The organism is Rhizobium sp. RU35A (genome assembly GCF_900156005.1).
GTDB classification, from domain to species: Bacteria; Pseudomonadota; Alphaproteobacteria; order Rhizobiales; family Rhizobiaceae; genus Neorhizobium; species Neorhizobium straminoryzae.
In genome coordinates, this window is sequence record NZ_FTMR01000001.1 from 880,683 (window position 1) to 904,926 (window position 24,244).

At 63.9% G+C, this 24,244-nt stretch carries 15 protein-coding genes; 4 read left to right on the top strand and 11 right to left on the bottom strand.

Annotation, left to right across the window (positions count from 1 at the left end):
- Nucleotides 1–4: 4 nt before the first annotated feature.
- Genes F3H95_RS04460 through F3H95_RS04475 form a run of 4 tightly spaced genes read right to left on the bottom strand, consistent with a single transcriptional unit; the run spans nt 5 to nt 3,985 of the window.
- Complete coding sequence (locus F3H95_RS04460) at nt 5–1,093, bottom strand: ABC transporter ATP-binding protein (protein WP_149745039.1); 1,089 nt, start codon at nt 1,091–1,093, stop codon at nt 5–7.
- Nucleotides 1,094–1,122: 29 nt separating this feature from the next.
- Nucleotides 1,123–1,950, bottom strand: a complete 828-nt coding sequence (locus F3H95_RS04465; RefSeq protein WP_142880405.1) for an ABC transporter permease subunit — start codon at nt 1,948–1,950, stop codon at nt 1,123–1,125.
- Nucleotides 1,947–2,837 (bottom strand): ABC transporter permease subunit, encoded by an 891-nt coding sequence (locus tag F3H95_RS04470; RefSeq protein WP_142880404.1) that lies wholly within the window; start codon nt 2,835–2,837, stop codon nt 1,947–1,949. Before F3H95_RS04470 ends, F3H95_RS04465 begins: the two co-directional genes overlap by 4 nt.
- Nucleotides 2,838–2,839: 2 nt before the next feature.
- Nucleotides 2,840–3,985 (bottom strand): extracellular solute-binding protein, encoded by a 1,146-nt coding sequence (locus F3H95_RS04475; protein WP_149745040.1) that lies wholly within the window; start codon nt 3,983–3,985, stop codon nt 2,840–2,842.
- A gap of 427 nt (nt 3,986–4,412) precedes the next feature.
- Here F3H95_RS04475 and F3H95_RS04480 point away from each other — a divergent pair, with 427 nt between their 5' ends.
- Nucleotides 4,413–4,889, top strand: a complete 477-nt coding sequence (locus F3H95_RS04480; protein ID WP_142880402.1) for a chemotaxis protein CheW — start codon at nt 4,413–4,415, stop codon at nt 4,887–4,889.
- 77 nt (nt 4,890–4,966) lie between these two features.
- On the opposite strand, the gene galE is transcribed toward F3H95_RS04480, so the two are convergent.
- The 3 genes from galE to mscL form a co-directional block, all read right to left on the bottom strand.
- Nucleotides 4,967–5,998, bottom strand: coding sequence for a UDP-glucose 4-epimerase GalE (galE, locus tag F3H95_RS04485; protein WP_149745041.1), 1,032 nt, complete (start codon nt 5,996–5,998; stop codon nt 4,967–4,969).
- A 162-nt stretch (nt 5,999–6,160) separates the two neighbouring features.
- Nucleotides 6,161–7,327, bottom strand: a complete 1,167-nt coding sequence (locus F3H95_RS04490) for a pyridoxal phosphate-dependent aminotransferase (protein WP_149745042.1) — start codon at nt 7,325–7,327, stop codon at nt 6,161–6,163.
- 107 nt (nt 7,328–7,434) lie between these two features.
- The gene (gene mscL / locus F3H95_RS04495) at nt 7,435–7,860 is read right to left on the bottom strand and encodes a large conductance mechanosensitive channel protein MscL (RefSeq protein WP_142880494.1); all 426 of its coding nucleotides are present in this window, start codon (nt 7,858–7,860) and stop codon (nt 7,435–7,437) included.
- Nucleotides 7,861–8,043: 183 nt separating this feature from the next.
- On the opposite strand from mscL, the gene F3H95_RS04500 reads away from it, so the two are divergent.
- The gene (locus F3H95_RS04500) at nt 8,044–11,547 is read left to right on the top strand and encodes a NahK/ErcS family hybrid sensor histidine kinase/response regulator (RefSeq protein ID WP_142880399.1); all 3,504 of its coding nucleotides are present in this window, start codon (nt 8,044–8,046) and stop codon (nt 11,545–11,547) included.
- Nucleotides 11,548–11,735: 188 nt separating this feature from the next.
- Complete coding sequence (gene opgC, locus F3H95_RS04505; protein WP_149745043.1) at nt 11,736–12,995, top strand: OpgC domain-containing protein; 1,260 nt, start codon at nt 11,736–11,738, stop codon at nt 12,993–12,995.
- A gap of 70 nt (nt 12,996–13,065) precedes the next feature.
- On the opposite strand, the gene F3H95_RS04510 is transcribed toward opgC, so the two are convergent.
- The 4 genes from F3H95_RS04510 to F3H95_RS04525 all read right to left on the bottom strand — a co-directional run bounded on the left by F3H95_RS04510 (nt 13,066) and on the right by F3H95_RS04525 (nt 19,999).
- Nucleotides 13,066–14,199 carry an HWE histidine kinase domain-containing protein gene (locus F3H95_RS04510; protein WP_188134289.1) on the bottom strand — a complete coding sequence of 378 codons (1,134 nt, stop codon included), beginning with the start codon at nt 14,197–14,199 and terminating at the stop codon, nt 13,066–13,068.
- A 213-nt stretch (nt 14,200–14,412) separates the two neighbouring features.
- On the bottom strand, nt 14,413–16,629 hold the full coding sequence (locus F3H95_RS04515) for a 3-hydroxyacyl-CoA dehydrogenase NAD-binding domain-containing protein (protein WP_149745045.1): 2,217 nt from the start codon (nt 16,627–16,629) through the stop codon (nt 14,413–14,415).
- Between the two features lie 178 nt (nt 16,630–16,807).
- On the bottom strand, nt 16,808–18,016 hold the full coding sequence (locus F3H95_RS04520; RefSeq protein WP_149745046.1) for an acetyl-CoA C-acetyltransferase: 1,209 nt from the start codon (nt 18,014–18,016) through the stop codon (nt 16,808–16,810).
- A gap of 189 nt (nt 18,017–18,205) precedes the next feature.
- The gene (locus F3H95_RS04525; protein WP_149745047.1) at nt 18,206–19,999 is read right to left on the bottom strand and encodes an acyl-CoA dehydrogenase C-terminal domain-containing protein; all 1,794 of its coding nucleotides are present in this window, start codon (nt 19,997–19,999) and stop codon (nt 18,206–18,208) included.
- 448 nt (nt 20,000–20,447) lie between these two features.
- Here F3H95_RS04525 and F3H95_RS04530 point away from each other — a divergent pair, with 448 nt between their 5' ends.
- Complete coding sequence (locus tag F3H95_RS04530; RefSeq protein WP_149745048.1) at nt 20,448–24,056, top strand: peptidoglycan-binding protein; 3,609 nt, start codon at nt 20,448–20,450, stop codon at nt 24,054–24,056.
- Nucleotides 24,057–24,244 lie beyond the last annotated feature (188 nt).

Sequence of the window (24,244 nt, forward strand, 5' to 3'; positions counted from 1 at the left end):
CGGTTCAGACCACCAGCGGCGCCGCCCCGAAGGCGGGCGCGGCAGTTGAAGCTCCGACGGTACCGGACACGACCAGCTTGTTATCGCGGTAAAGCGCATAGGCAGAGGGAACCAGCCGGGCGCGGGTGCCCCGTTCCCAACGCATCGCGGGGCTGGTCATCGCCTTCAGGCGCGTGCCGTCAGAGAGTTCCACATCGACCATGATATGGCTGCCGAAATCCGTGGAGCGCACCACCGTGACACCCGCTCCGCCCTCGGCCGCAACAAGGCCCAGCGCCTCCGGGCGCACGGCGAGAACCGCCGGCCCGTCCTGAGCACCGATGGCAACGGACATCTCCGGATGCCGGAAGGTGCCGCCTTCCACATTGGCGGCGATGAAATTCATCTGGCCGATGAAGCCGGCCACAAACTGGGTCTGCGGATTGCGGTAGATCACGTCTGGCGCATCGGCCTGTTCGCATTGGCCATTGCGCAACACCACGATCCGGTCGGCGAGCGCCAGCGCCTCGTCCTGGCCGTGGGTGACGAAGAGCGTGGTGATGCCGAGCCGCTGCTGGATATCGCGTACCTCCTCGCGCAGCCGCTCGCGCAGATGCTGGTCGAGGCTGGCGAAGGGTTCGTCCAGCAGCAGGATTTTTGGCTCCAGCACGAGCGACCGGGCGAGTGCCACGCGCTGCTGTTGGCCGCCGGACAGCTGAAAGGTCTGGCGATGGCCGTAGCCGCCAAGCCCGACAAGTTCCAGGGCCGCCTCCACCTTGCGGCGGATCTCGGCCCGCGGCAGGTGGCGCAGCTTCAGGCCGAAGGCAATGTTGTTGAACACGTTCATATGGCTCCACAGCGCATGGCTCTGGAACACCATGCCCGTCGGCCGCCGGTCGGGTGACAGCCGGCTGACATCCTGCCCGTCGATGCGGATCGCACCCGAGGTCGGCTGCTCGAAGCCGCCGATCATGCGCAGGATGGTCGACTTGCCGGAACCGGAGGGTCCGAGCAGGCAGACGAGTTCGCCATCCGCCACATCCAGCGAAAAATCATCGACCGCCACGGTGCTGGCGAAGGACTTGCGCAGGCTCTCGATCGTCAATCTGGCCATGGTCTACTCTTTCATGATTGCATGGCGCTTCAGGCGCCAAAGCCCTTGGCGAAGGCACCGGTGCCGATGACGCGGCGGGCAAACATCAGGGCGATGAAGGACGGAACCCACAGGATCACGGAGAGCACCGCGCCATACTGGATCACGACCTGGTTGTTGATGAAGTTGATCATCAGCACCGGCATGGTGCGGATCTGCGGCGCACCGATCAGCCAGGCGCCTTCCGTCTCGTAGAAGGTGGAGACGAAGGTGAGCAACACGGCGGCGAAGATCGTCGGGCCGGCCTGTGGCAGGGTGATCGACCAGAAGACGCGCAGCGGCCCGGCGCCGACATCGCGCGCGGCCTCTTCCATCCGCCGGTCCACCGCCTGGAAGGCTGCCACCGGAATCCAGATCATCAGCATCAGCGTGCCGACCAGTTGGATCAGCACCACGCCCCAGAAGGTGGCGATCAGGTTCAGTTGCAGGAAGATCGCGGCAATTGCCACCAGCAGGCCGAATTTCGGAAAAGCGTGCGAGGCCAGGAAGGAGAGGAAGAACAGGTCGCGGCCCGGAAATTTCATCCGCGCGAAGGCGTAAGCTGCCGGCAGGCAGATCAGCGCCGACAGCGCCGTGACGGTGGCCGAGAGCTGCAGGCTGATCGACAAGGCATCCCACACATCGGCGCGCGACAGGGTCTGGTTCCAGAAGCGCAGGCCGAACTTTTGCGGAATGACGGCGGGATAGCGCCAGATCTCGGTGAAGGCCCAGGTGAACACGACCAGAAGCGGCACAGCGATGACGATGGCCAGCACGACGGCGAAGAGGAAGCCCGTCCAGTCGAAGCGGCCGGACGTGGAAGAATAGGTCCGGATCATCGCGTCTGGCTCCTCTGGTTGCGGGCGATCGACCAGACATAGAAGAGGCCGAAGAACAGGCAGAAGACGAAGGAAATCACGGCCTGCGTCTTGGCGTTCAGCGGATCGTAGAGATCGTTGAAGGTGCGCAGCATGAAGGGGCCCATCATTTCCGGCGAGGCCGGGCCCAGCACGTAAGGCAGGGTGAAGGACGAGAAGATGCCGAGCACCGTGAAAGAGATCGTCACAAGGATGGAATTGCCCATGCGCGGCAGGATGATGTGCCAGAACACCCGGATCGGGCCGGCGCCGACATCGCGCGCCGCCTCGACGGCGCTGTTCGAAATGCTGCCAAGCCCCGCCGTCAGCATCAGCACGGTGAGCGGCAGGTTATCCCAGACAAGCCCGATCACCGGACCCCAGGGGGTCAGATAGGGGCTCGGGATCTTGGGCAGGCCAATGGCATTCAGCAGAATGTCCAGCGTGCCGTTCGGGCCAATGGTGCGGATCAGCGCATAGGAAAGGATGATCGACGGCACGAACATCGGAAAGATCGCGAGACTCTGCACCAGATCGGCAAAGCGGCTGGTGGAAAAGCGCAGGTAGAGCGCAATCGGCAGGCCGACGAGCAGCAGCAGCACGGCGCAGAGGCCGGTGGTCCACAGCGTCAGCGCCAGATTGGCGCGGCTATAGGGATCGGAAAAGAAGAACTGATAGGAGGCGGTGCTGAAATGCACGCCCTGCGGCCCGTCAACGAACAGGGTCGAGAGGATCGCGGCGATGATCGGGTAGATGATCAGCCAGCCGACGAGAAAGACCGGAATGGCAACGAGGAGGAGGCCTTTCAGCCCCCTCCCGATTGCCGGCTCGGATCCGCCGATGGCGGACGGAATTGCCGTGTCTGCCATGATCAGCCGCGTGCGAGCCCGGTCGCGACGTTGCGGTACCAGCCATCGTTGATGGCGGCATTCCAGTCGCCACCTGGGAAGGTAGGGATGGAGGTCGGCACGACGTCCTTGTACTTTTCGCGCAGATCAGCCGCGATGTTATCCCAGGTCACGCCCGGGAAGCCGCCGATCTGGGTGATGACGGCCGACTGCATCTCGCTGGTCAGCAGGAAGTCGGCAAGCTTGAGGGCCGCATCCTTGTTGGCGCCGTTGGAGAAGACGGTGAGGCGCGAGAAGCCGCCGCACAGCGCCAGATCGGTCAGCTGAACGAGGCCGGTGGTTTCCGGCAGAACGCCCTGCGAAATCGCCTGCAGCACCTGGTCCGACCAGACCGGCACCATGGTGACCACGCCCTGCGACAGAAGCTGGATCGACTGGGTGTTGCCGGAGGTATAGGCGCCCTTCTCGTATAGTGAGGGAGCGAGATCCTTCAGTACGGCCCAGGCCGGCGTCAGCGACTTTTCGGCATAGTCGGCCGAGAAATTGGCGATGGTGAACTTGGACGGGTCGCGGCCGTTCACCTCATGGATCGCGCGGCGCACGAAATTGCCGCCGGAACCGCCCTTGTCCGGACGGTTGTAGATGAACTGGCCGGGGTTCTTCCTGATCCAGGCGACCAGCTGTTCCCAGGTCTTCGGCGCGTCCTTGGCGTCGAGCCTGGTCTTGTCGTAGGCGAGCAGAACCTGCGAGCCGCGATAAGGCAGCTGCTGCGGCATGTCGATGGCCTTCGGGTTGACCTTGCCGAAGTTCGGAACGTTGGCAGCCGAGAAGGTGACCCACAGACCGGCATCCACGCCGCCGGCCGGCAGGCGCGCATCGAAGTTCTCGAAGACGTCGGCCTGCGGATCGGCCTTGCTCTTCAGCGCGGCGAGCGCGCGGTCGGCAATGGCACGAAGGCCGTTGTCATCGCCGGCATCGATCAGCTTCACCTTCAGGCCCGGATTGGCCTTCTGGAAAGCAGGGATGATGGTGTTGTTCCAGAAATCGATGATGTTGTTGTCCGAGCCGCTATAGACCTGGATCGTCTTGTCATCGGCGAGGGCGAAGGAAGGAAGGGCGCTGGCTGCGGCAACGGCAGAGCCTGCCGCCAGAAATTCGCGTCTGTTCATGGGTCTGTCTCCGGATCTGGGACGGCCTTGCCCGCTTGTCCGGGCCGGCAATAACGCGGCGACCCTAGGCAGGCTGGATGACAGACAAATGATCCTTCGATGACAGTTCCTTTAATGTGCACAGGTGTGCGAACTTTATTTCGGCATTTCTGCCGTCCTTGACAACCACTGCGACCTACGCGCGAGGCCAAGGAATTGCACGCACCACTAAGACTTCATTAGCAAAGACGCACTATCGTGACTCAACCATGCAATTGGTAGCGTCGAAAAGACTGTCGACGGCATGATGCCGAATCCAAGCAAGCGCCTGCCTTCTCGCGCGGCAATGTCTGCCGGTCGCGTTTCCAGCCCGGCGCAGGATCGGACGGCTATTCTGGCGAACAATCGATTGGCTTGACCTGCAACCGAAGTTCGGAGACTTCCGCCCATGAGCGTGCCCCAGACCACCACCGGTGACGAACTGCTGGAGATCATCGCCTTCCGGCTGCATGCCCAGGAGTTTTGCGTGCGCACGACCTCCATCCGCGAAATCCGCGGCTGGGCGCCAGTGACGCCGCTGCCGCATGCGCCCTATGACGTGATCGGCGTGATGAACCTGCGCGGCACCGTGATCCCGATCGTAGACCTCGCGGTCAAGCTCGGCATGCCCAACACCGAAGTCAACGAGCGCAGCGCCATCGTGGTGACGGACATCAAGGGCATGACCGTCGGCCTGCTGGTTGACCGCGTCTCCGACATCATGACCATCCCGTCCAGCCGCCTTCAGCCGGTGCCGATGGCCGCCGGTTCCAGTTCGGCCTTCTCCGACGGCATCATCGCCCATGACAGCGGCATGATCTGCTTCCTCAATCTGGAGCGTATGTTTGCGCTGGATGATGCCGACGACTGGGGCATGGTCGCCTGAGGCAGGCCGCCCTCCCCTTATGAGAGAACTGCAAACGGGTGCCGCAAACGGCGCCCGTTTTTCGTTCGTGGACAGCGTCAGAAGTTTGCTGCCAGCCGCCCGTGCAGCACCCGCAGACCGCCCACCTGCCGGGAGATCAGACGGCGTTCCCAGGCAAGCGCCGTGGCGACGATCTGATCGAGATCATCATGGCGCGGCATCCAGCCGAACAACCTGCGGGCACGGGTGGAATCGGCCACCACCGAAGCCGCATCGCCCGGCCGGCGTGGCGCGTAATGGATGTCAAACGGGCGCCCTTCCAGCCTCATTACGGCATTCAACACATCCAGAACCGAATAGCCGCGGCCATAGCCGCAATTGGCGACCTGCGGCGGACCGCCGCGCCTCAGATAGGCAAGCGCCGCCAGATGCGCCTCGACCAGATCGCTGACATGGATGTAGTCCCGGATGCCGGTCCCATCCGGTGTCGGATAATCGGTGCCGTAGATGTCCACGCGGGAGCGGGCGCCGAGAGCGGCCTCGCAGGCGATCTTGATGAGATGCGTCGCCCCTTCGGTGGAAAGGCCCGCCCTGCCCTTCGGGTCGGCGCCCGCCACATTGAAATAGCGCAGCGCCACATAGCGGAAATCATGGGCGGCGCTCGCATCGCGCAGCATCTGCTCGGCCATCAGTTTCGACTGGCCATAGGGATTCTTCGGCAATGTCGCAGCGCTTTCCGCCACCGGCACGCCATCCGGCACATCGCCATAGACGGCCGCCGTCGAGGAAAACACGAAATGCCGGATGCCGGCCTCGATGGCCATTGCCGCCAGAAGCGCGGTCTTGGCAGTGTTGTTCTCGTAATAATCCAGCGGATGCAGCACCGATTGCGGCACCACGATGGAGCCGGCGAAATGCAGGATGGCGTCCACGTCGTTTTCCGCAAGGATGCGGGCCACCAGCGTGCGGTCGCCGACATCGCCGAGATAGAAGCGGGCCGCATCGGGCACGGCCCAGCGGAAGCCGGTGGAGAGCCTGTCCAGCACCACCACTTCCTCGCCCGCGTCGAGCAGGGCAAGCACCATGTGGCTGCCGATATAGCCGGCGCCTCCGGTCACAAGAACTGCCATGGTCGAATGCTCCTGCCTGAGTGTCGGCAGCATCGAACCATGCGGGATCTTCACCGCACCTTACCGGCGAAAGATTCGCCAAGGCATTGTTCGCGCGAGGGAAAATGGAGGCTTGCCACGATCGCTCAAATGCGAGCGATCGCAGGCCCCCTGCAGCACTCTTCAGAGCCTGGCGATATACGCCGCCAGCCGGCCGGCGGCTTCCTCGATCTGTTTCGGATCGCGCAGGAAGCAGGCACGCAGGAAGGCGCCGCCGCCCGGGCCGAAGGCGGTGCCCGGTGCCAGCCCGACCAGCGTCTTGTCGACGATGTCGAAGGCGCCGGCGCGCGGATCATCGATGCCATCCACCTTGAGGAAGGCATAGATCGCGCCGTCCGGCTTGCGGGTCTGCACGCGATTGGTGGCGATCAGGGCGTCGCAGAGCAGATCGCGCGAGGTGCGGGCCCGCTCGATATTGGAGCGCAGGAAATCGTCACCATGATCAAGGGCCGCGATCGCGCCACGCTGCATGAAAGGCGTCAGTCCCGAGCTGGAATACTGGATGAGGTTTTCCAGCACCTGACCGATGGCCGGCGGCGCCACGATCCAGCCGACGCGCCAGCCGGTCATCGACCAGTTCTTCGAGAAGGAATTGGCGTAGAGAATGCGGTCCTCGGGCGTCGCCACATCCAGGAAGGAGGGTGCGCGCGCGCCATTGTAATAATAGAGCGCATAGATCTCGTCGGCGATGATCCACAGGCCGTGCTGGCGGGCAAGCGCCAGGATGGCTTCGAGATCCTCATGCGTCGCCGTCCAGCCCGTCGGGTTGGACGGGGTATTGATGAAGAACGCGCGGGTGCGCGGTGTGATCGCCGCGGCGATCTTGCCGACATCGAGCGACCAGCCGCCATCGACGAAATCCACCGCAACCGGCACGGCCTTCGCGCTGGCGACGCCGATCGCGGCCACGATGTTCGGCCAGCTCGGCGTGAGATAGATGATCTCGTCGCCCGGCGCCGTCAGCGCCTGGACGCAGAGATTGATGGCATGCATGCCGGAACTCGTCGCAAAGAAATGCTCCATTGGCAGCGAGACGGAAAAATGCCGCTGGTAGTAGCGCGACAGCGCCTGGCGCAGTTCGGGAAGGCCACGCTGCCAGGTGTAGAAGGTCTCGCCCGCATCGAGCGAATCCTTGGTGGCCTTGTTGATGAAGGCGGGGCTCGGCAGGTCGCCTTCGCCGGCCCAGAGGGGGATAAGCCCCTCGCGCCCACGGGCATAGTTGACCAGTTCCACGATCCCGCTCTGCGGGGCGGCGAGCGCACGCGCGCTCAGGCTTTCCAGAAGTGTCATGCAAGGGTCTCCAGCTCACCGCCCTCATAGCGCAGAGCAGCTGCAAAATCCCATGAGTTTCGGTGAGCGGCAGATCGAAATCGGTGATGCGTTTGCGAAAGCCTGCGTCAGCGCGATTTCAGGAGATCGCGGATCTCGGTCAGCAACTGCACGTCGGCCGGCGGCGGCGCGGCAGGGGCGGCCTCGGCGGGTTTCTTGTCTTCCATGGCGCGGATCCTGTTTACGCCCTTGACCATCAGGAAGATGATCCAGGCGAGAATGAGAAAATTCAGCACCACCGTCAGGAACTTGCCATAGGCGAAGACGGCGCCTTGCGCCTTGGCTGCCTCCAGCGTCGCAGCCGTGACCTTGTCGTTCAGCGGAATGAAGTAGTTCGAAAAATCAAAGCCGCCGATGATGACGCCGACCACGGGCATCACCACGTCGTTGACCAGCGAGTTGACGATTCCCGTGAAGGCGCCGCCAATGATGATACCGACAGCAAGATCGATCACATTGCCTCGGGCTATGAAGGAACGGAATTCGGAGATCATCGACATGGGAGGCCTTTCATCGTCGCTTGGCTGATGAGGCGAATATAGCAGCCGTCCGACGCGCGGAAAGATGGGCACTCGCGGCGCACGCGACATTGAACTTTATGCCAAGAGCCCATTCATTCCCAAAGCTTGTGCTTTGGCCTAGGATAGCAATCCGGGGAGGCCGGTTGCGGAGGTGTCATGCTGCCTGGCTGGATCATTTTGCTGGCGGCCTGCGCCTATATCCTGCTGCTGTTTGCCGTGGCGAGCTATGGCGACCGCAAGAGCAGGCGATTCGGCGTGCCGAAAAAGGGCCGACCGCTGGTCTATGGTCTCAGCCTTGCCGTCTACTGCACCTCTTGGACCTATTTCGGCGGTGTGGGGCTTGCCTCGGAGCGCGGGCTGGAGTTCACCGGCATCTATATCGGCCCCATCCTCACCTTCACGCTGGGCCTGCCGCTGGTGCGCCGGATCATCGAGCTGGCGAAGACCGAGAAACTCACCTCCCCGGCCGATTTCATCGCCGCGCGCTACGGCAAGAACTCCTCCGTCGCGCTGATCGTCGCCGTCATCTCGCTGGTCGGCGCCGTGCCCTACATCGCGCTGCAATTGAAGGCAGTGTCGAACTCGGTGGCGGCCATGGTCGATCCCTCCGCCTATGGCATCGGCAGCGGCAATCTCTATTTCATCGATCTGGCGCTGATCGTCACGATGCTGATGGCCTGCTTTGCCGTGATGTTCGGCACGCGCCATACCGATGCGACAGAACACCAGGATGGGCTGATCCTGGCGGTGGCGATGGAATCGGTCGTCAAGCTGCTGGCCTTCCTGACGATCGGCCTCTCCGTTCTGTTCCTGATGTTCGATGGCCCCATGGATCTGTGGCGGCAGGCCAGCGAAAACCGGCTGGTGGAACAGGCGCTGGATTACCGCACGCCGCTGCCGCGCTGGCTGATGCTGATCGGGCTTTCCGCCTTCGCCATTGTCATGCTGCCGCGCCAGTTCCATGTTGCGGTGGTGGAAAACCGCACGCAGGCGGAACTGAAGATGGCCAGCTGGCTGCTGCCGGCCTATCTCGTTGCCATCAACCTCTTCGTGCTGCCGGTCGCACTGGCGGGCCTCATCCATTTCGGCGGCACCGGCAATGCCGATCTCTATGTGCTGCAACTGCCGCTGTCGCACGAAATGGAAATCATCACCCTGATCGCCTTCATCGGCGGCTTCTCGGCGGCCACCGCCATGGTGATCGTCGCCTCCGTCGCCTTGTCGATCATGGTGTCGAACGACATCGTGATGCCGATCTTCCTGCGCCGCAAGCTGATGACATCGGCCGGCCAGCGAGCGGATTTCGCAAGGCCGCTGCTGCGCATCCGCCGCATGGCCATTATCGGCGTGCTGATGCTGGGCTATGGCTATTACCGCATGGCCGATTCCTCCTCGGGCCTTGCGTCTATCGGCCTTCTGTCCTTTGCGGCGGTGGCGCAGATGGCGCCTTCCCTGCTCGGCGGCCTGTTCTGGCGCAGGGCCAATGCGCGTGGCGCAATTGCCGGCATGAGCCTCGGCTTCCTCGCCTGGGCCTACCTGCTGTTCCTGCCGAGTCTCGGCGGCAAGGACAATTCGGCCATTGCCGCAGCCGTTCTCGATTTCCTGTTCCCCGGCACCGGCCTGTTTTCCGGGCCGGCCACCGATCCGCTGGTCAATGCCGTCCTGCTCAGCCTGATCATCAACAGCCTCGCCTTCGTCATCGGTTCGCTGTCGCGCAATCCGCGCCCGGTCGAGCGGATCCAGGCCGGCATCTTCGTCAAGCGGCACCTCAGATCGCAGTTCGCCACCCGCGGCTGGAAGACACGTGTCTCCGTCGGCGATCTCAAGGCCGCGATCGCCCGCTATCTCGGCGAGGAGCGCATGCGGCGGTCCTTTGCCCATTACGAACGGACGGCCGGCCGTAAGATCGCCGACCGCGAGGCCGCCGACATGGCCTTCATCCATTTTTCCGAACAGTTGCTCGGCAGCGCCATCGGCTCCTCCTCGGCCCGTCTGGTGCTGTCGCTGATCCTGCAGAAGGCCGAGGACACCAATTCGGACACCGCCTGGCTGCTGGACCAGGCCAGTGAAGCGCTGCAATACAATCAGGACATCCTGCAGACGGCGCTGTCCCAGATGGACCAGGGCGTCGCCGTGTTCGACAGCCAGGAACGGCTGGCGATCTGGAACCGGCGGTTCCGCACCCTGCTCGATCTGCCGGAACAGGTGGGACAGGTTGGGTATCCGTTGAGCGACATCGTCGGCATCCTCACCGATCGCGGCGAAATCGCGGAGGAAGATGGCCGGGCCCTGATCGAGCGGATCAAGATGCTCGACACCCCCTTCCCGCTGGTGCTGCAGGGCGGCGAACGCATTATCGAAGTGCGCTCGAATGCCATGCCGGATGACGGCATCGTCGCCACCTTCACCGACATGACGGAGCGCGTGGCGGCGGCACAGGCGCTGCGGCAGGCCAACGAAACGCTGGAACAGCGCGTCGAGGAACGCACCGCCGAACTGACACGAGTCAACCGCGAACTGGCCGAAGCGCGCGCCGCGGCCGACGAGGCCAATCTCGGCAAGACGCGCTTTTTTGCCGCCGCCGGGCACGACATCCTGCAGCCGCTGAATGCCGCACGCCTCTATTCCTCGACACTGGTGGAGCGTCTCGGCCAATCGGACAACAGCGCGCTGGTGCGCAACATCGATTCCGCGCTGGAATCGGTGGAAAGCATTCTCGGCGCCGTGCTGGACATTTCCCGCCTCGATACCGGCGCGATGAAGCCGCGCGTCACCGCCGTGCCGCTCGATGATCTGCTGCGCCGCATCGAGACGGATTTCGCGCCGGTCGCGCGTGAAAAAAACCTGAAATTCCGGGTGATGCCCTCCTCGCTCATCGTCAAGACCGACCCCAACCTGTTGCGCCGGCTGGTGCAGAACCTTGTGTCGAACGCGATCAAGTACACGATCAGCGGCAAGGTTCTGGTCGGCGCCAGGCGGCGGGGACGCGAGGTGGTGATCGAGGTGGTCGATTCCGGAATCGGCATTCCCTCCTCGAAATTCCGTACCGTGTTCCGGGAGTTCGCACGGCTGGACGAGGGCGCACGCACCGCGGCAGGTCTTGGGCTCGGCCTGTCCATCGTCGACCGCATCTCGCGTGTGCTCTCGCATCCCGTGGAGCTGGCGTCCACGCCGGGACGAGGCACGATCTTTCGCGTGCGCATGCCGCGCGACATGGGCCGCACGCGACCATCTGCGCCGGACAAGCCGAATGCTGCCCTCCCGCAGCCTCTCTCGGGCCTCAGCGTGCTGTGCATCGACAACGAGCCGAAGATTCTCGAGGGCATGGAGCTCCTCCTCTCCGGCTGGGGCTGCCGCGTTGTCTCGGCGCGCTCGCTGGAGGAAGCCAAAAGCCGGATTGCCACCATGGGCCATACCCCTGACGTGCTGGTGGCCGACTATCATCTCGATGACGGTAACGGCATCGAGGCAATCCTGCGGCTGCACGACATTATCGGCCGGCCCGTCGCCGCCCTGCTGCTGACGGCCGACCGCAGCCAGGAGGTGCGCAGCGAAGCTGAGCGCCACGGCCTTGGCCTGCAACACAAGCCGGTGAAGCCGGCAGCGCTGCGCGCCTACCTCACCCAGGCCGTCGGCCTGCGCCGCACTGCTGCCGAATAGGCACGATCTTTCCCCCTCGTTAAAGAGTTGTTCATGACGTCAATGTGAAGAGGCCCACCCCAAAGTGGAGCCCGAATCATGGGAACCGCCTCGCTTACGCCGCGTTACTGGGGAAATTTCCTGCCCGCAGAGGCACCACGGACCGACCGGCGCGAGCCTTCGGCGACCGCAAGACGGAGACTCGACCGATGAAACGCTATGACCTGATTGACGGGATGCGGGGGTATTTCCTCGTGTTCATGCTGATCAACCATCTGGTTTTTGCCGGCGGTTACTGGCTGGTGAAGATCAACCACAACCAGCTAGCCTTCGTGGAGGATGCGCAGGGCTTCGTCTTTCTTTCAGGCCTGCTGATCGGCATGGTCTATGTGCGCAAGATGGCCAAGAACGGCTATGCGGCCGGCCGCCAGGCCATCTACTCCCGCGCCTTCGAACTGTATCGCTATGCCATGGGCATCGTGCTGTGCGTGCTCGCCGCCCAGATGCTGCTGCCGGGCGCCTATTACATCTGGTACAACTGGCTGGGCTATACCAATTTCGACGATCCGCTGCGTCTTGCCGCCATTGCAAGCTTCGTGTTCCAGCCGACCTTCATGGATATCCTGCCGCAATACATCATCTACATGCTTGCCGCCCCGATGCTGGTGAAGCTCGTCATCGACGGCAAGTGGGCACATGTGATGGCAGGCTCGCTGATCCTGTGGATGGCCGGCCAGCTTGGCCTGCAGAAGATCGTCACCGATCCGCTGAACCAGTTCTTCATGCGCCCGGACGACCAGGGCATGCGCGCCTCCTTCAACCTGCTCGGCTGGCAGATCGTGTTCTATTCCGGCCTGGTGCTGGGCGCCATGACCTCGCTCAACAAGATCGAATGGGGCCGCATCTTCTCGCCGGAAAACAGCTATATCCCGACGATCAGCGGCCTGATCTGCGCCTTCTTCCTGCCGCTGCGCATCATGACCGCCAATGGCCTGATGCCGGCCGATCTGGCGGCGAAGTTCTCGACCATGGAAATCCGCGCCGATTTCGGCCCGGTCTATCTCATCAACTTCGCGGCCGCGGCCACGCTTCTGACCTGGATGATCATTGCCGGCCCGAAGCACAAGTCGGCGGTGGTGCGCAACATTGCAGGTGGTATCATCTGGGTTCTGTCGCTGAAATTCCTGCAGCTTCTCGGCCGCCACTCGCTCTATGTCTACGTGTTCCACGTCGGCATCGTCTACGCCGTCTATTATTTCGACGGCCGTACGCCGGAACTGTCGGAACTGACCAAGACGGTCATCGCCTTCTCGTGCATCGCGCTCCTTTCCATCCCGGCCCTGTGGCGCGAACGGGAAAGGTGGCTGCCGGCGCTCATGGGAGCCGAGCCTGCAGCGCAGCCTGCACAGTTCGCTTCGGCTCCGACATCACGCCCGAACGCGACCAAGATCCGCCCGAAGACGGCCTGACCGGACGCTTCCACTCTGCCACACACGAGAGGCGGCCACCCGGCCGCCTTTTGCATGATACGGAAAGGGTTTATGCCAGCACACTCGAGGCGCGCATGGAAAAATGGACGACGAGACCGGTCGGCTCATAGGCAAAGGTGCATTCGCCGCCCAGACCGGACGACATGCGCGTGACCAGATCCGTGCCAAACCCCTGTCTGCTGGGCGCAGAAACCGTCGGCCCGTTGCTTTCGCGCCAGAAAAGGTCGATGCGCTCGCCCTCGTCGCCATCCTCGGGATCATCGGGCATATAGCGACGCCAGGAGACTGCGATCTGCCCCGCCTCCTGAGAGAGCGCACCGTATTTCAGCGCATTCGTGCCGAGTTCGTGGATGATCAGGCTGAGCGCGATGATGGTCGTACCGTTGAGGCTGAGATGCGGCCCCTCGAACACCAGCCGCTCGCCCTCCGACAGCCCAAGCGGCGAAAGCGTGGCAAGCAACGCCTCGCGCATGTCGGCGCTGCCACCGTGCAGCGAACCGCGCAGAAGCGTGATCGAATGGCCCATGGCCTGGATCCGCTGGCGCAACTGGCTGCCAAGCTGCGCCGGCGTTGTGGCATGCCGCTGGGAGAGGGCGATCAGCCCGCTTGTGGTCGCCAGCAGGTTCTTCATGCGGTGGTCCACCTCTTCCGACACCAGTTGCTGGAGCTGCAGGTTATAGGCGAGGTCGTTGCGCGCCCTGACCTGCGAGGCATAAGCCGCCAGCAGCAGCTGCAGCAGGCCGAGATCGATGGCAATCACCAGAAAGAAGAAGCAGAGCGCCGTCATGGACTGCACGCTGAGGGCAAAGCTGCCGGGCGGGCCGATGAACCAGTACCAGGCTACCAGCGCGGAAATCAGCGTGTTCATCAGCGCCGGATAGATGCCGAAGCAGAAACCGGTCAGGATGACAGCCGGGAAGAAGGTCAGATAGGGGAAACCGGGCGGCAGGAAATCGTCCACCACGAACCGCAGTGCCACAGCCACCGCCTCGATGACGAGTGACATGGCATAGGCAAACAGCCGTTCCTGAACCGTCATGCTCTGCGTTGTCGAGCGGAAGGCAGGCAGGCGCGACAGAAGCTGCACGAGACGGTTGTCGCGTGCCGCCAGACGGTTGAGGGCTGCGGCGGATCGTGCGGCAGCGCTGGCCTTGCCCGGCCGGCCTTCGCGTGTATTCGACATTATCCCCCCCGAAAGCCATGATGGCCAGACCCAGCATGCCCGCTCTTGGGCCACAGGTTGCTGTTTCCATTCGACAAATGCGGTGGCGCCACTATCGCAGCCGCTCAGAAAACCGCAACAGGAAAACACGGGCGGACAAAGGCGGGCTGCAAGCATCAAGGAGATAGGCACGTCGGAGCCTATCTCCTTTCATGTCAACCGGTGAATGGCCGATCACGCCGCCTTGGTCACGGCGCCATAGGGATTGAACCGCGTGTAGAAGGTTTCGCCCTTCGCGGCCATGTCGAGCAGCAGCGGCGTCGGCCTGAAGTGTTCCCCGTATTGTGCGGCCAGCGTTTCACAAAGGGCCACGAAGGCCTTCACACCCATGCCGTCGATATAGGACAGTGTCCCACCGGTATAGGGCGCGAACCCGAAACCGAGGATCGAGCCCACATCCGCCTCACGCGGATCCGTGACGATGCCTTCTTCCATGGTGCGGGCCGCTTCCAGCGCGATGGTGACGAGAAGGCGCTGCTTCAGCACGGTCACATCTACCTCGGCGGCCGGCTTCTGCGGATAAAAATCCTTGAGGCCGGGCCACAGCGACTTTTTCGCAGGTTTCGCCGGATAGTCGTAGAAACCGCGGGTATTCTTGCGGCCGCGACGGTCGAGATCGTTCACCAGCTTGTCCACCAGCGCCATACGCTCCGGCTTCACCGAGGCTTCGCCCAGATCGGCAATCGAGGCTTTCATGATCTTCTGGGACAGATCGACGGCCACCTCGTCGTTGAGCGAGAGCGGACCGACCGGCATGCCGGCCATCTTGGCGGCGTTCTCGATCATCGCCGCCGGCACGCCCTCGATCAGCATGTCATAGGCTTCGTTGATATAGCGGAACACGCAGCGGTTGACATAGAAGCCGCGCGTATCGTTGACGACGATCGGCGTCTTCTTGATCTGGGCGACGTAATCCAGCGCCGCCGCCAGCGCCTCGTCGCCGGTTTCCTCGCCAAGGATCACTTCCGTCAGCATCATCTTTTCGACCGGCGAGAAGAAGTGCACGCCGATGAACTGGTTTGGGCGCTTTGAATTCTGCGCCAGGCCGGTGATCGGCAGCGTCGAAGTGTTGGAGGCGAAGATCGCGCCTTCCGGCAGCACCGCCTCGACCTTCTCGATCACGTCCTTCTTGACCTGACGGTCTTCGAACACCGCCTCGATGACGAGAGCGACATCCGACAGCGCCGCATAATCGGCCGTCGGCGTGATGAGCGAGAGCAGCTTCTCGCCCTCCTCCTTCGTCATGCGGCCCTTGCCGATGCTGTCGGCCACCAGCTTTTCCGAGACGGCCTTGCCCTTGGCAGCCGCCTCCTCATCGCGGTCGATCAGCGAGACGGCGATGCCGGCCGCCGCAGAAACATAGGCGATGGAGGCGCCCATGAAGCCAGCGCCGACGACGCCGATCTTCGAAAACTTCTTCTTCTCGGGACCGGCCGGACGGCGCGCACCCTTGCCCAGTTCCTGTATGGAGATGAACAGCGAACGGATCATCGAGAAGGCTTCGGTGGAGCGCAGCACCTGCGTGAAATAGCGCTGCTCGATCCTGAGGCCCGTATCGAAGGGCACCTGCAGGCCTTCATAGACGCATTTGAGGATGGCAAGCGCGCCTGGATAATTGCCGGCCGTTTCACGGCGCAGGATGGCGGGGGCGGCTGGCCAGAGCTGGGCCGACGCCGGCGTCCAGATGCCGCCGCCCGGCACCTTGAAGCCCTTCTCGTCCCAGGGCGCGACGGGCTTCAACCCGTCCTTGATCATCTGCTTTGCCGCAGCTACCAGCTGGTCGGGCTCGACCACCTGATGCACGAGGTTCATCGCCTTTGCCCGTTGCGGCGTCAGCGTCTGGCCCGTCGTCATCATCTGCAGGGCATCCTGCGTGTTGGCGAGACGCGAGACGCGCTGCGTGCCGCCAGCCCCCGGAAAGATGCCGACCTTGACTTCCGGCAGCGCCAGCTTGACCGACTTCGCATTGGAAACGACGCGGCCATGGCAGGCAAGCGACAGTTCCAGCGCACCGCCCATGCACACGCCGTTGATGGCCGACACCCACGGCTTGCCATTGGTTTCGATCTTGCGCCACAGCCAGGTCATGCGGCCGGCGACATCGAACAGCTTCTGCATGGCCGTCTCGGGGTTCTTCGCCTGCTCTTCCTGAAGGAGCGAGAACATGCCGCGGATCATGGTCAGGTCCGCACCGCCGGAGAAGGCGTTCTTGCCGGAGGTGAACACCACGCCCTTGACGCCCGCATCCGCCACCGTCTGGTCCACGATGGCGTCGATCTCATCCATCACCTCTTCGGTGAATACGTTCATGCTCTTGTCCGGCATGTCCCAGGTAACGAGGGCAATGCCATCTGCGTCGGTCTCGACGGTGAAATTCCTGTAGGTGCTCATGCTGGGGTACCTCTTCCCTTAAGTTTTTGCCGATGTCGCCGCCGCTCCACATCCGGTGCGATCTGGCGCGGGTTAAGCCCCTCCCCCTTGTGGGGAGGGGTTGGGGAGGGGAAATTGCCGAGAAAACCCCTCCCGCCTGCCGGCCACCCTCCCCACAAGGGGGAGGGTTGGAACCCCATCAGACCCTCTCGATCACCGTTGCCGTGCCCATGCCGGCGCCGATGCAGAGCGTGACCAGCGCGGTGTTCAAATCGCGCCGCTCCAGCTCGTCCAATACCGTGCCGAGGATCATTGCGCCGGTAGCCCCCAGCGGATGGCCCATGGCGATCGCGCCACCATTGACGTTCATGATGTCGTGCGAAATGTCGAAAGCCTGGCAATAGCGCAGCACGACGGCGGCAAACGCCTCGTTCAGCTCGAAAAGATCGATATCGGCGATCGACATGCCGGTCTTCTTCAGAAGCTTTTCCGTCACATCGACCGGGCCGGTCAGCATGAGGGCCGGATCGGAGCCGATATTGGCGAAGGCCTTGATCCGCGCACGGGGCTTGAGACCCATGCTCTCGCCGCCCGCCTTCGAGCCGACAAGCACGGCCGCCGCGCCATCGACGATGCCCGACGAATTGCCGGCATGATGCACGTAGGTGATGCGCTCCACCTCCGGATGCGCCTGAATGCCGACGGCTTCGAAACCGCCCATTTCGCCCGGCATCTGGAAGGACGGGTTGAGCGCTGCCAGCGCCTGCATGTCGGTGCCCGGCCGCATGTGTTCGTCACGGTCGAGAATGACAAGGCCGTTCTGATCCTTCACCGGAATGACGGACTTGCTGAAATAGCCCTTGTCCCAGGCGTTCGCCGCACGTTTCTGACTTTCCACAGCATAGACATCAACGTCATCGCGCGAAAAACCATATTTTGTGGCGATCAGATCGGCCGAGACGCCCTGCGGCATGAAATAGCCCGGGAAGTTGACGGAGGGGTCCATGTACCAGGCACCGCCCGACATGCCCATGCCGACGCGCGACATCGATTCGACGCCGCCAGCAATGACGATCTCGTCCGAGCCGGCGGCAATCTTGCCGGCCGCGAAGTTGACGGCATCGAGACCGGAGGCGCAGAAGCGGGAAATCTGCATGCCCGGCGCCTTGGTGGAATAGCCGGCCTCGAAGGCGGCGGCCTTGGGGATCACGGCGCCCGCATCCATCACCGGATCGACGCAGCCCATGATGATGTCATCGACGGTGGATGTGTCGAGCCCGTTGCGGTCGCGGATCGCTTCCAGCGTTTTTGCGGCGAGACGGACGGAGGGAACCTCGTGCAGGGAACCATCCTTCTTGCCACGGCCGCGCGGCGTGCGCACATGGTCGTAGATATAGACTTCGGTCATTGTCTCTCTCCCTTGGGCGCGCTGACGTTGCCGCGCGCTTTCCATCAGTTAGCGGACAGCGCCGCCTGTTTTCCCGTCTCCCCGATGGGGAGACGTGTCGTGCGCATGCAGGGCCAAAGGGGCCTCACCGTTGCTTGCCCCCTTATCCCACCTTTCGGGCCACCTTCTCCCCGAGGGGAGAAGGAAAGGTCAGAATGCCTCAGCCGCCAGTTCCATCAGCGTGTCGCTGCCGGCTTCGATCCGGGTCTTGCGCAGCGCCGTTTCCGGCATGATCTTGTCCATGTAGAAGCGGGCCGTGGCAAGCTTGGTGTTGAGGAAATCGGTGCGCTCGTCGCCGGCGGCCAGAAGATCCTGTGCCGATTTCGCCATCTTCGCCCACATGTAGCCAAGCATGACCAGACCGAAGAGATGCATGTAATCGGTGGAGCCGGCCCCGGCATTGTCGGGCTTTGCCATGGCATTCTGCATGAACCACATGGTCGAGGCCTGCAGGTCGTTCAAGCCTTTCTTCAGGGCCTTGGTGAAGGGGGCCATCTGTTCGTTCGCACGGTTTTCCTCGCAGAAATCACCGATCTCCTTGAAGGCCGCCATCACGGCGCGGCCGCCGTTCAGCGCCAGCTTGCGGCCGACGAGGTCGAGCGCCTGGATGCCGTTCGCGCCCTCGTAGATCATGGCGATGCGGGCGTCGCGCACATACTGGCTCATGCCCCATTCCTCGATATAGCCGTGCCCGCCATAGACCTGCTGCGCCATCACCGCATGGTCGAAGCCCTTGTCGGTCATGACGCCCTTCAGGATCGGGGTGGCGAGACCGAGCAGATCGTCCGCCGCCTGCCGTTCCTTCTCATCGGAGGAGCGGTGGGCGATGTCGGATTTCAGCGCCGTCCACAGCATGAAGGCGCGGCCGGCCTCGTTGAAGGCCTTGATCGTCATCAGCGTGCGGCGGATGTCGGGGTGGACGATGATCGGATCGGCCGCCTTGTCCGGTGCCTTGGGGCCGGAGAGCGCGCGGCCCTGCAGACGATCCTTCGCATAGGCAACCGCATTCTGGTAGGCGATCTCGGCAATCGCCAGGCCCTGCAGGCCGACGCCAAGCCGCGCCTCGTTCATCATGACGAACATGGCGTTCAGGCCCTTGTTTTCGGCGCCGATCAGGTAACCGGTCGCCTCGTCATAATTCATCACGCAGGTGGCATTGCCGTGAATGCCCATCTTGTGCTCGATGGCGCCGCAGACGACGGAATTGCGCGCGCCGACAGAGCCATCCTCGTTGACCAGGAATTTCGGCACGATGAACAGCGAGATGCCCTTTGTGCCCGCCGGTGCGCCTTCGATGCGGGCCAGCACCAGATGGACGATATTGTCCGTCATGTCGTGCTCGCCAGCCGAGATGAAGATCTTCTGGCCGGAAATCTTGTAGCTGCCATCACCCTTCGGCACCGCCTTGGTGCGCAACAGGCCGAGATCGGTGCCGCAATGCGGTTCCGTCAGGTTCATGGTGCCGGACCAGATGCCTTCGACCATCTTCGGAAGATAGGTCTGCTTCTGTTCGTCGCTGCCATGCACGAGGATCGCGGCGATCGCGCCCTGGGTAAGGCCCGGATACATCATCAGCGCCATGTTGGCGGCGGAGGTATATTCGCCGACGGCGGCGTGCAGCGTGTAGGGCAGGCCCTGGCCACCGAACTCTTCCGGCACGGCAAGCCCGATCCAGCCGCCCTCGCGATAGGCGTCATAGGCCTGTTTGAAGCCCTTCGGGGTCTTCACCGCACCATCCTCGGCGCGCGTGCACCCCTCCTGATCGCCGGAATGGTTGACGGGGAAGAGCACCTCTTCCGAGAGGCGGGCAGCCTCGGTGGCGATCGCCTCGATCATTTCGGGGGTCGCATCGGAAAAGCCGGGAAGATTATTGTAGCGCTCGATGCCGAGCACATCCTTGAGGACAAACAGCGTATCGGCAACGGGGGCCTTGTAGACAGGCATTCGCGAACTCCTCCAAATCAGCGGCCGGATGGACCGGCATCCATAGTCCTACAAAATATTGACGTGCGCGTAAACGTCAATTGAAGAAATCGCACATTCTCGTCAGCCTCGGCGCGGATCCCGGATGCGGCAGGGCCACACCGGCGGTACCGGAAGGACGGGTGCCCGAAGAAGCAGCATACCGGCACCGCCAGACCCGGAAAGCAGACGCCATGGTTAAAACTTCGTCCACCATTAAGACGGTATTAACTACGTCAGGCGAAATGATGGGCCACGCCGTTGCGTTCGTGCTTCGGCCACTGGGCAGAGGGATTGCCGGGCCATGGCTCATGGGAATGTGCCCTGCACGGCAGGCGCAAGACACCGCGGGCTCCTGACCATTCCGACAGCCGAACCGGTGGCCACGCCGCAACACGAGCCGGACGCGCGCAGTCGAAACGAGTAGAACATGAACGGATCACGCCTCAACCCGAATCTCCGCGGCGAACGCTCCTCGCTCGATGCGCTGAACCGCACCATCGAAGGGCTTGAGGCGCGCATCGAAGACCTGCTGAAAACCTCGGCTTCGCGTGATCCGAGGGCTGCCGAACTGCGCCAGCGGGTGGAGGCACCGATGTCCGAACGGCGGTTGCCCGAGCGCCGCCGTGCGGTGGAACAGGATACGCTGCAGGAAATCCGCCAGCGTCAGCGCATGCTGGAAGCCGCCCGCGAACGCCGCACGGACATGGCCGAGCGTCCGCTGCGCAGCGACATGCTGGCCGAACCGCAAATGTTTGCCGAAAGAGGCCGTGCAACCGACGCCCGCCCGCCCTATGCCGATGCGCCGGCAAGGCACGCCGCGAGGACACATCCCGCAGCCGATGCCGGCATCGGCAGCGTCGCGGAGGCTCTCAACGAATTGCGGCGCGAACTGCGCCATGACATCAGCGAAAACATTGCCCGCGAGATGCAGGTGCTGCGTGCCGACGTGCAGTCCATGCAGGGGTTGGCGAACGGCAAGCGGCTGGATGACGACCTGCGCGACGAACTGGCGCGGCTGGCAGACAGCGTCGATGCCGTGAGCCGGCGCATGCCGGAGGCTGCCGAGAATCTGCGCGCCGATCTGGACGCCTTGCGCGGCCTGATCGATGACATGGCAAGCCGCACCGACGCCGAACCGGCCGAAAGCCGCTGGACGCTGCTGGAGGCACGGCTGGATGAACTGGACGCTGCCGGTATTCGCAAGGAACTCATCGCACTCGCCTACCGCATCGATGGCGTGAAGGCGGAGCTTGGCGTGATGGCTGACAGCCCCGCCATCCGTGCGCTGGAAGACAAGATGATGATGCTGGCCGCTGCGGTCGAGGACCTGTCGGCACGGCCGCAGGACAGCGAGCAGGTGGCCGGTCATCTGTCGCATATCGACATGCGGCTCGACGAGATCACTCGCGCCGTGGCGATCAACAACAACCGGTCCCGCAATGAGGCGGCCGAACATCAGGCGCTGCGGATCCTCGAAGAGAGGCTGGTCGATCTCAATGACAAGATCGACGGCCTGTCGCGCATGCAGGACGCCTTCCGGCTGGAGGAGCGGCTGGAGGAACTGGCGGAGGTCTTTGCCCGCCAGCCGCAGCAGGAACTGACCGGCACGCTCTCAGACCTCGCCCGCAAGATCGATGCGCTTTCCGAGACGCGCAACGCAGACACGCTGGCCGAACGGCTTGACCGGCTGACCCGCCGTCTGGACGAATTCGATGGCTTCGCGCCCGCCGCAACGGAGCCGGGTCTGGAGCGGCTGGAAAGCCGTCTTGATGCGATTGCCACCCGTCTCGATGAAGCATCGCGCGCGCCTCGCGACGACCAGCAGGCGCTGCGCAATCTCGAAGCGCAGATCACGCATCTGTCCGGTCTTCTGAATGGACAGCGCCCGGATGCCGGCCTGTCCCCGGAACTTGACCAGCGCATGGCCGCGATCGAAAACTACATGGCGACCAGCGACGAATATGTGCTGGAAGCGGCACGTCAGGCGGCCGAATCCGTGGCGGAGGCCTATGCCCGCAGCGGCCAGCCGGCCAGCAACAGGGAGCCCTCCGGCGAGCAGGCAACGCTTCTGGCGCTTGCCGGCGACCTCAGGCAACTGGAGGAACTGGCCCGCGGCTCCGAAGAGCGTGCGCAGGAAACCTTCAGCGGACTTCACCGGACACTGGTTCAGATTGCCGAACGTCTGGACAAGATGGAGGACCGGCTGTCTGAGCGCCCGCTGTTCGGCGCGGGCTCTCTCCCGCGCGAGCGGCAGGATGCCACCGCCCATCGCCCGCCGATGGCCGTACGGGAGCCGGTGGAGGCCGACGAGGCGCCGCGCGGGTTGCTGGCGCGCGTCACAGAACAGCTCAATGCAGACACCGCCGCCGGCACCGATCTTCTGACGCCGGACGCCGGCCATGATCCGGAGCACAACGACGAGCCCCCGCGCAAGGGTCTCCTCGCAAAGCTGTCCGATCGGCTGCGCCCCTCGGCGCGCGCGCACACCCAGGAGGCCGTCCGGCCATCTGAGCGCACCCTGGTGGACCCCGCCCCCGCCCTTGACCCGGTCGAGGCGATCGCTGCCGACACCGAGGAAACCGAACTGCTGGAGCCGGGCTCAGGCGTGCCGGATGTCCGCAAGATCCTGGAGCGCGTGCGCGCAGCCCAGGCCGCATCTGCTTCTACCGGACCATCCGAGGTCGGCGAGGATGGCGAACGGATCGATTACATTGCCGCCGCCCGCCGCGCCGCCCGTGCCGCCGTGCAGGAAGTGAACCCAGCCGCGACCGATCTGTCCGCGCGCGCCGGGCGCAAGCAGGCTAGTTCGACGCAACGTGGCCTGAAGGCAGCACTTGCCCGGCATCGCCGGCCGATCCTGATGGCGATCGGTGCGGTGCTGCTCGCCCTGATGGCCGTGCCGCTGGCCAGCACGCTGACACGCGGCGAGAAGGTTCAACGCCAGATCCCGGCAACGACCGCACCGACGACGGCTCCCGCCGCAGCAAAGCCGGCCGCTGCTCTGGTGAAACCGGCCGAAACGACGCCCGAGACCACGGCCCAGACTGCCCCCGCAATGCCTTCCCCGACAGAAGCGGCAGCATCAACGGCCGCGCCTGCCGCGACGCAGGCCAATGCCCCCCCTGCACCGCAGGCATCCCTCGCTGCTGCACCGGCGGCCGGCGACGGCATTGCCGTTCCGCCTGGCATCCGCCCGCAGCCGCTTGCCGACGCCGCCGCGGCCGGCAATCCGCAGGCGCTGTTCGAGGTTGCCACGCGCTTTTCCGAAGGCCATGGCGTGGCTGCCGATGCGCAGGAGGCTGCCCGCTGGTATCGCATGGCCGCCGATCGCGGCTATCCGCCGGCGCAGTATCGTCTGGGCAGCTTTTACGAAAAGGGCAACGGGGTCGTGCGCGATCTGGGCCAGGCGCGGCTGCTGTATGAGGCGGCCGCAAAGGCCGGCCATGCCGGCGCCATGCACAATCTCGCCGTTCTCTATGCCTCGGGTGCGACCGGCAGCGTGGATTACACCACCGCCGTGCGCTGGTTTGCAGAAGCGGCCGAGCACGGCGTGGCGGACAGCCAGTTCAACCTCGCCATCCTCTATGCCCGAGGCAACGGTACCGCGCAGAATCTTGCCGACTCCTACATGTGGTTCTCCATCGCCGCCGCCGGCGGTGACAGCGATGCCGCCGCCAAACGTGACGACGTGGCGCGCGCCCTGAAGCCGGCCGAGCTGGACGCCGCCCGCCAGAAGGCGACCAGTTGGCAGCCGCAGCCGCTGGATGCCCGCGCCAATGGCACCAACATGCCGCAGGACTGGGTGGAAAAGGGCAATGGCTCCGCCTCGATCGACATGGACAAGGCGATCCGCAACATCCAGGCCATCCTGAACCGCAGCGGCTATGATGCCGGCCAGCCGGATGGGCTGATGGGCCGCAAGACGCTGGCCGCCATCAAGGCCTTCCAGCGTCAGAACGGGCTGCCGGATGACGGAAACATCAGCGAGGCGCTGGTGCGCAAGCTCCTGGCGCAGAACGAGGCGCGCGGCGCATGAACCTTTTCACCACAGGCACCGAAAAAGCCGGCGCCTGAGGGGCTTGTCAATTGACTCCCATGCCTGCCCGTCGCATGACGATAGCCTGTGTTCGTGCGGCAAAGCGACTGGCACGGGCAAGACCGACGTAAACGCCGCAACGGGCGGACCCTCACCGCGATGCCGCCCGCGAGGGCGTTGCTGTTTCT

Bases quoted from the DNA above. Each gene is read 5' to 3' on its own strand.
- F3H95_RS04460 (WP_149745039.1), bottom strand. From the start codon at position 1,093: ATGGCCAGATTGACGATCGAGAGCCTGCGCAAGTCCTTCGCCAGCACC.
- F3H95_RS04465 (WP_142880405.1), bottom strand. From the start codon at position 1,950: ATGATCCGGACCTATTCTTCCACGTCCGGCCGCTTCGACTGGACGGGC.
- F3H95_RS04470 (WP_142880404.1), bottom strand. From the start codon at position 2,837: ATGGCAGACACGGCAATTCCGTCCGCCATCGGCGGATCCGAGCCGGCA.
- F3H95_RS04475 (WP_149745040.1), bottom strand. From the start codon at position 3,985: ATGAACAGACGCGAATTTCTGGCGGCAGGCTCTGCCGTTGCCGCAGCC.
- F3H95_RS04480 (WP_142880402.1), top strand. From the start codon at position 4,413: ATGAGCGTGCCCCAGACCACCACCGGTGACGAACTGCTGGAGATCATC.
- galE (WP_149745041.1), bottom strand. From the start codon at position 5,998: ATGGCAGTTCTTGTGACCGGAGGCGCCGGCTATATCGGCAGCCACATG.
- F3H95_RS04490 (WP_149745042.1), bottom strand. From the start codon at position 7,327: ATGACACTTCTGGAAAGCCTGAGCGCGCGTGCGCTCGCCGCCCCGCAG.
- mscL (WP_142880494.1), bottom strand. From the start codon at position 7,860: ATGATCTCCGAATTCCGTTCCTTCATAGCCCGAGGCAATGTGATCGAT.
- F3H95_RS04500 (WP_142880399.1), top strand. From the start codon at position 8,044: ATGCTGCCTGGCTGGATCATTTTGCTGGCGGCCTGCGCCTATATCCTG.
- opgC (WP_149745043.1), top strand. From the start codon at position 11,736: ATGAAACGCTATGACCTGATTGACGGGATGCGGGGGTATTTCCTCGTG.
- F3H95_RS04510 (WP_188134289.1), bottom strand. From the start codon at position 14,199: ATGTCGAATACACGCGAAGGCCGGCCGGGCAAGGCCAGCGCTGCCGCA.
- F3H95_RS04515 (WP_149745045.1), bottom strand. From the start codon at position 16,629: ATGAGCACCTACAGGAATTTCACCGTCGAGACCGACGCAGATGGCATT.
- F3H95_RS04520 (WP_149745046.1), bottom strand. From the start codon at position 18,016: ATGACCGAAGTCTATATCTACGACCATGTGCGCACGCCGCGCGGCCGT.
- F3H95_RS04525 (WP_149745047.1), bottom strand. From the start codon at position 19,999: ATGCCTGTCTACAAGGCCCCCGTTGCCGATACGCTGTTTGTCCTCAAG.
- F3H95_RS04530 (WP_149745048.1), top strand. From the start codon at position 20,448: ATGAACGGATCACGCCTCAACCCGAATCTCCGCGGCGAACGCTCCTCG.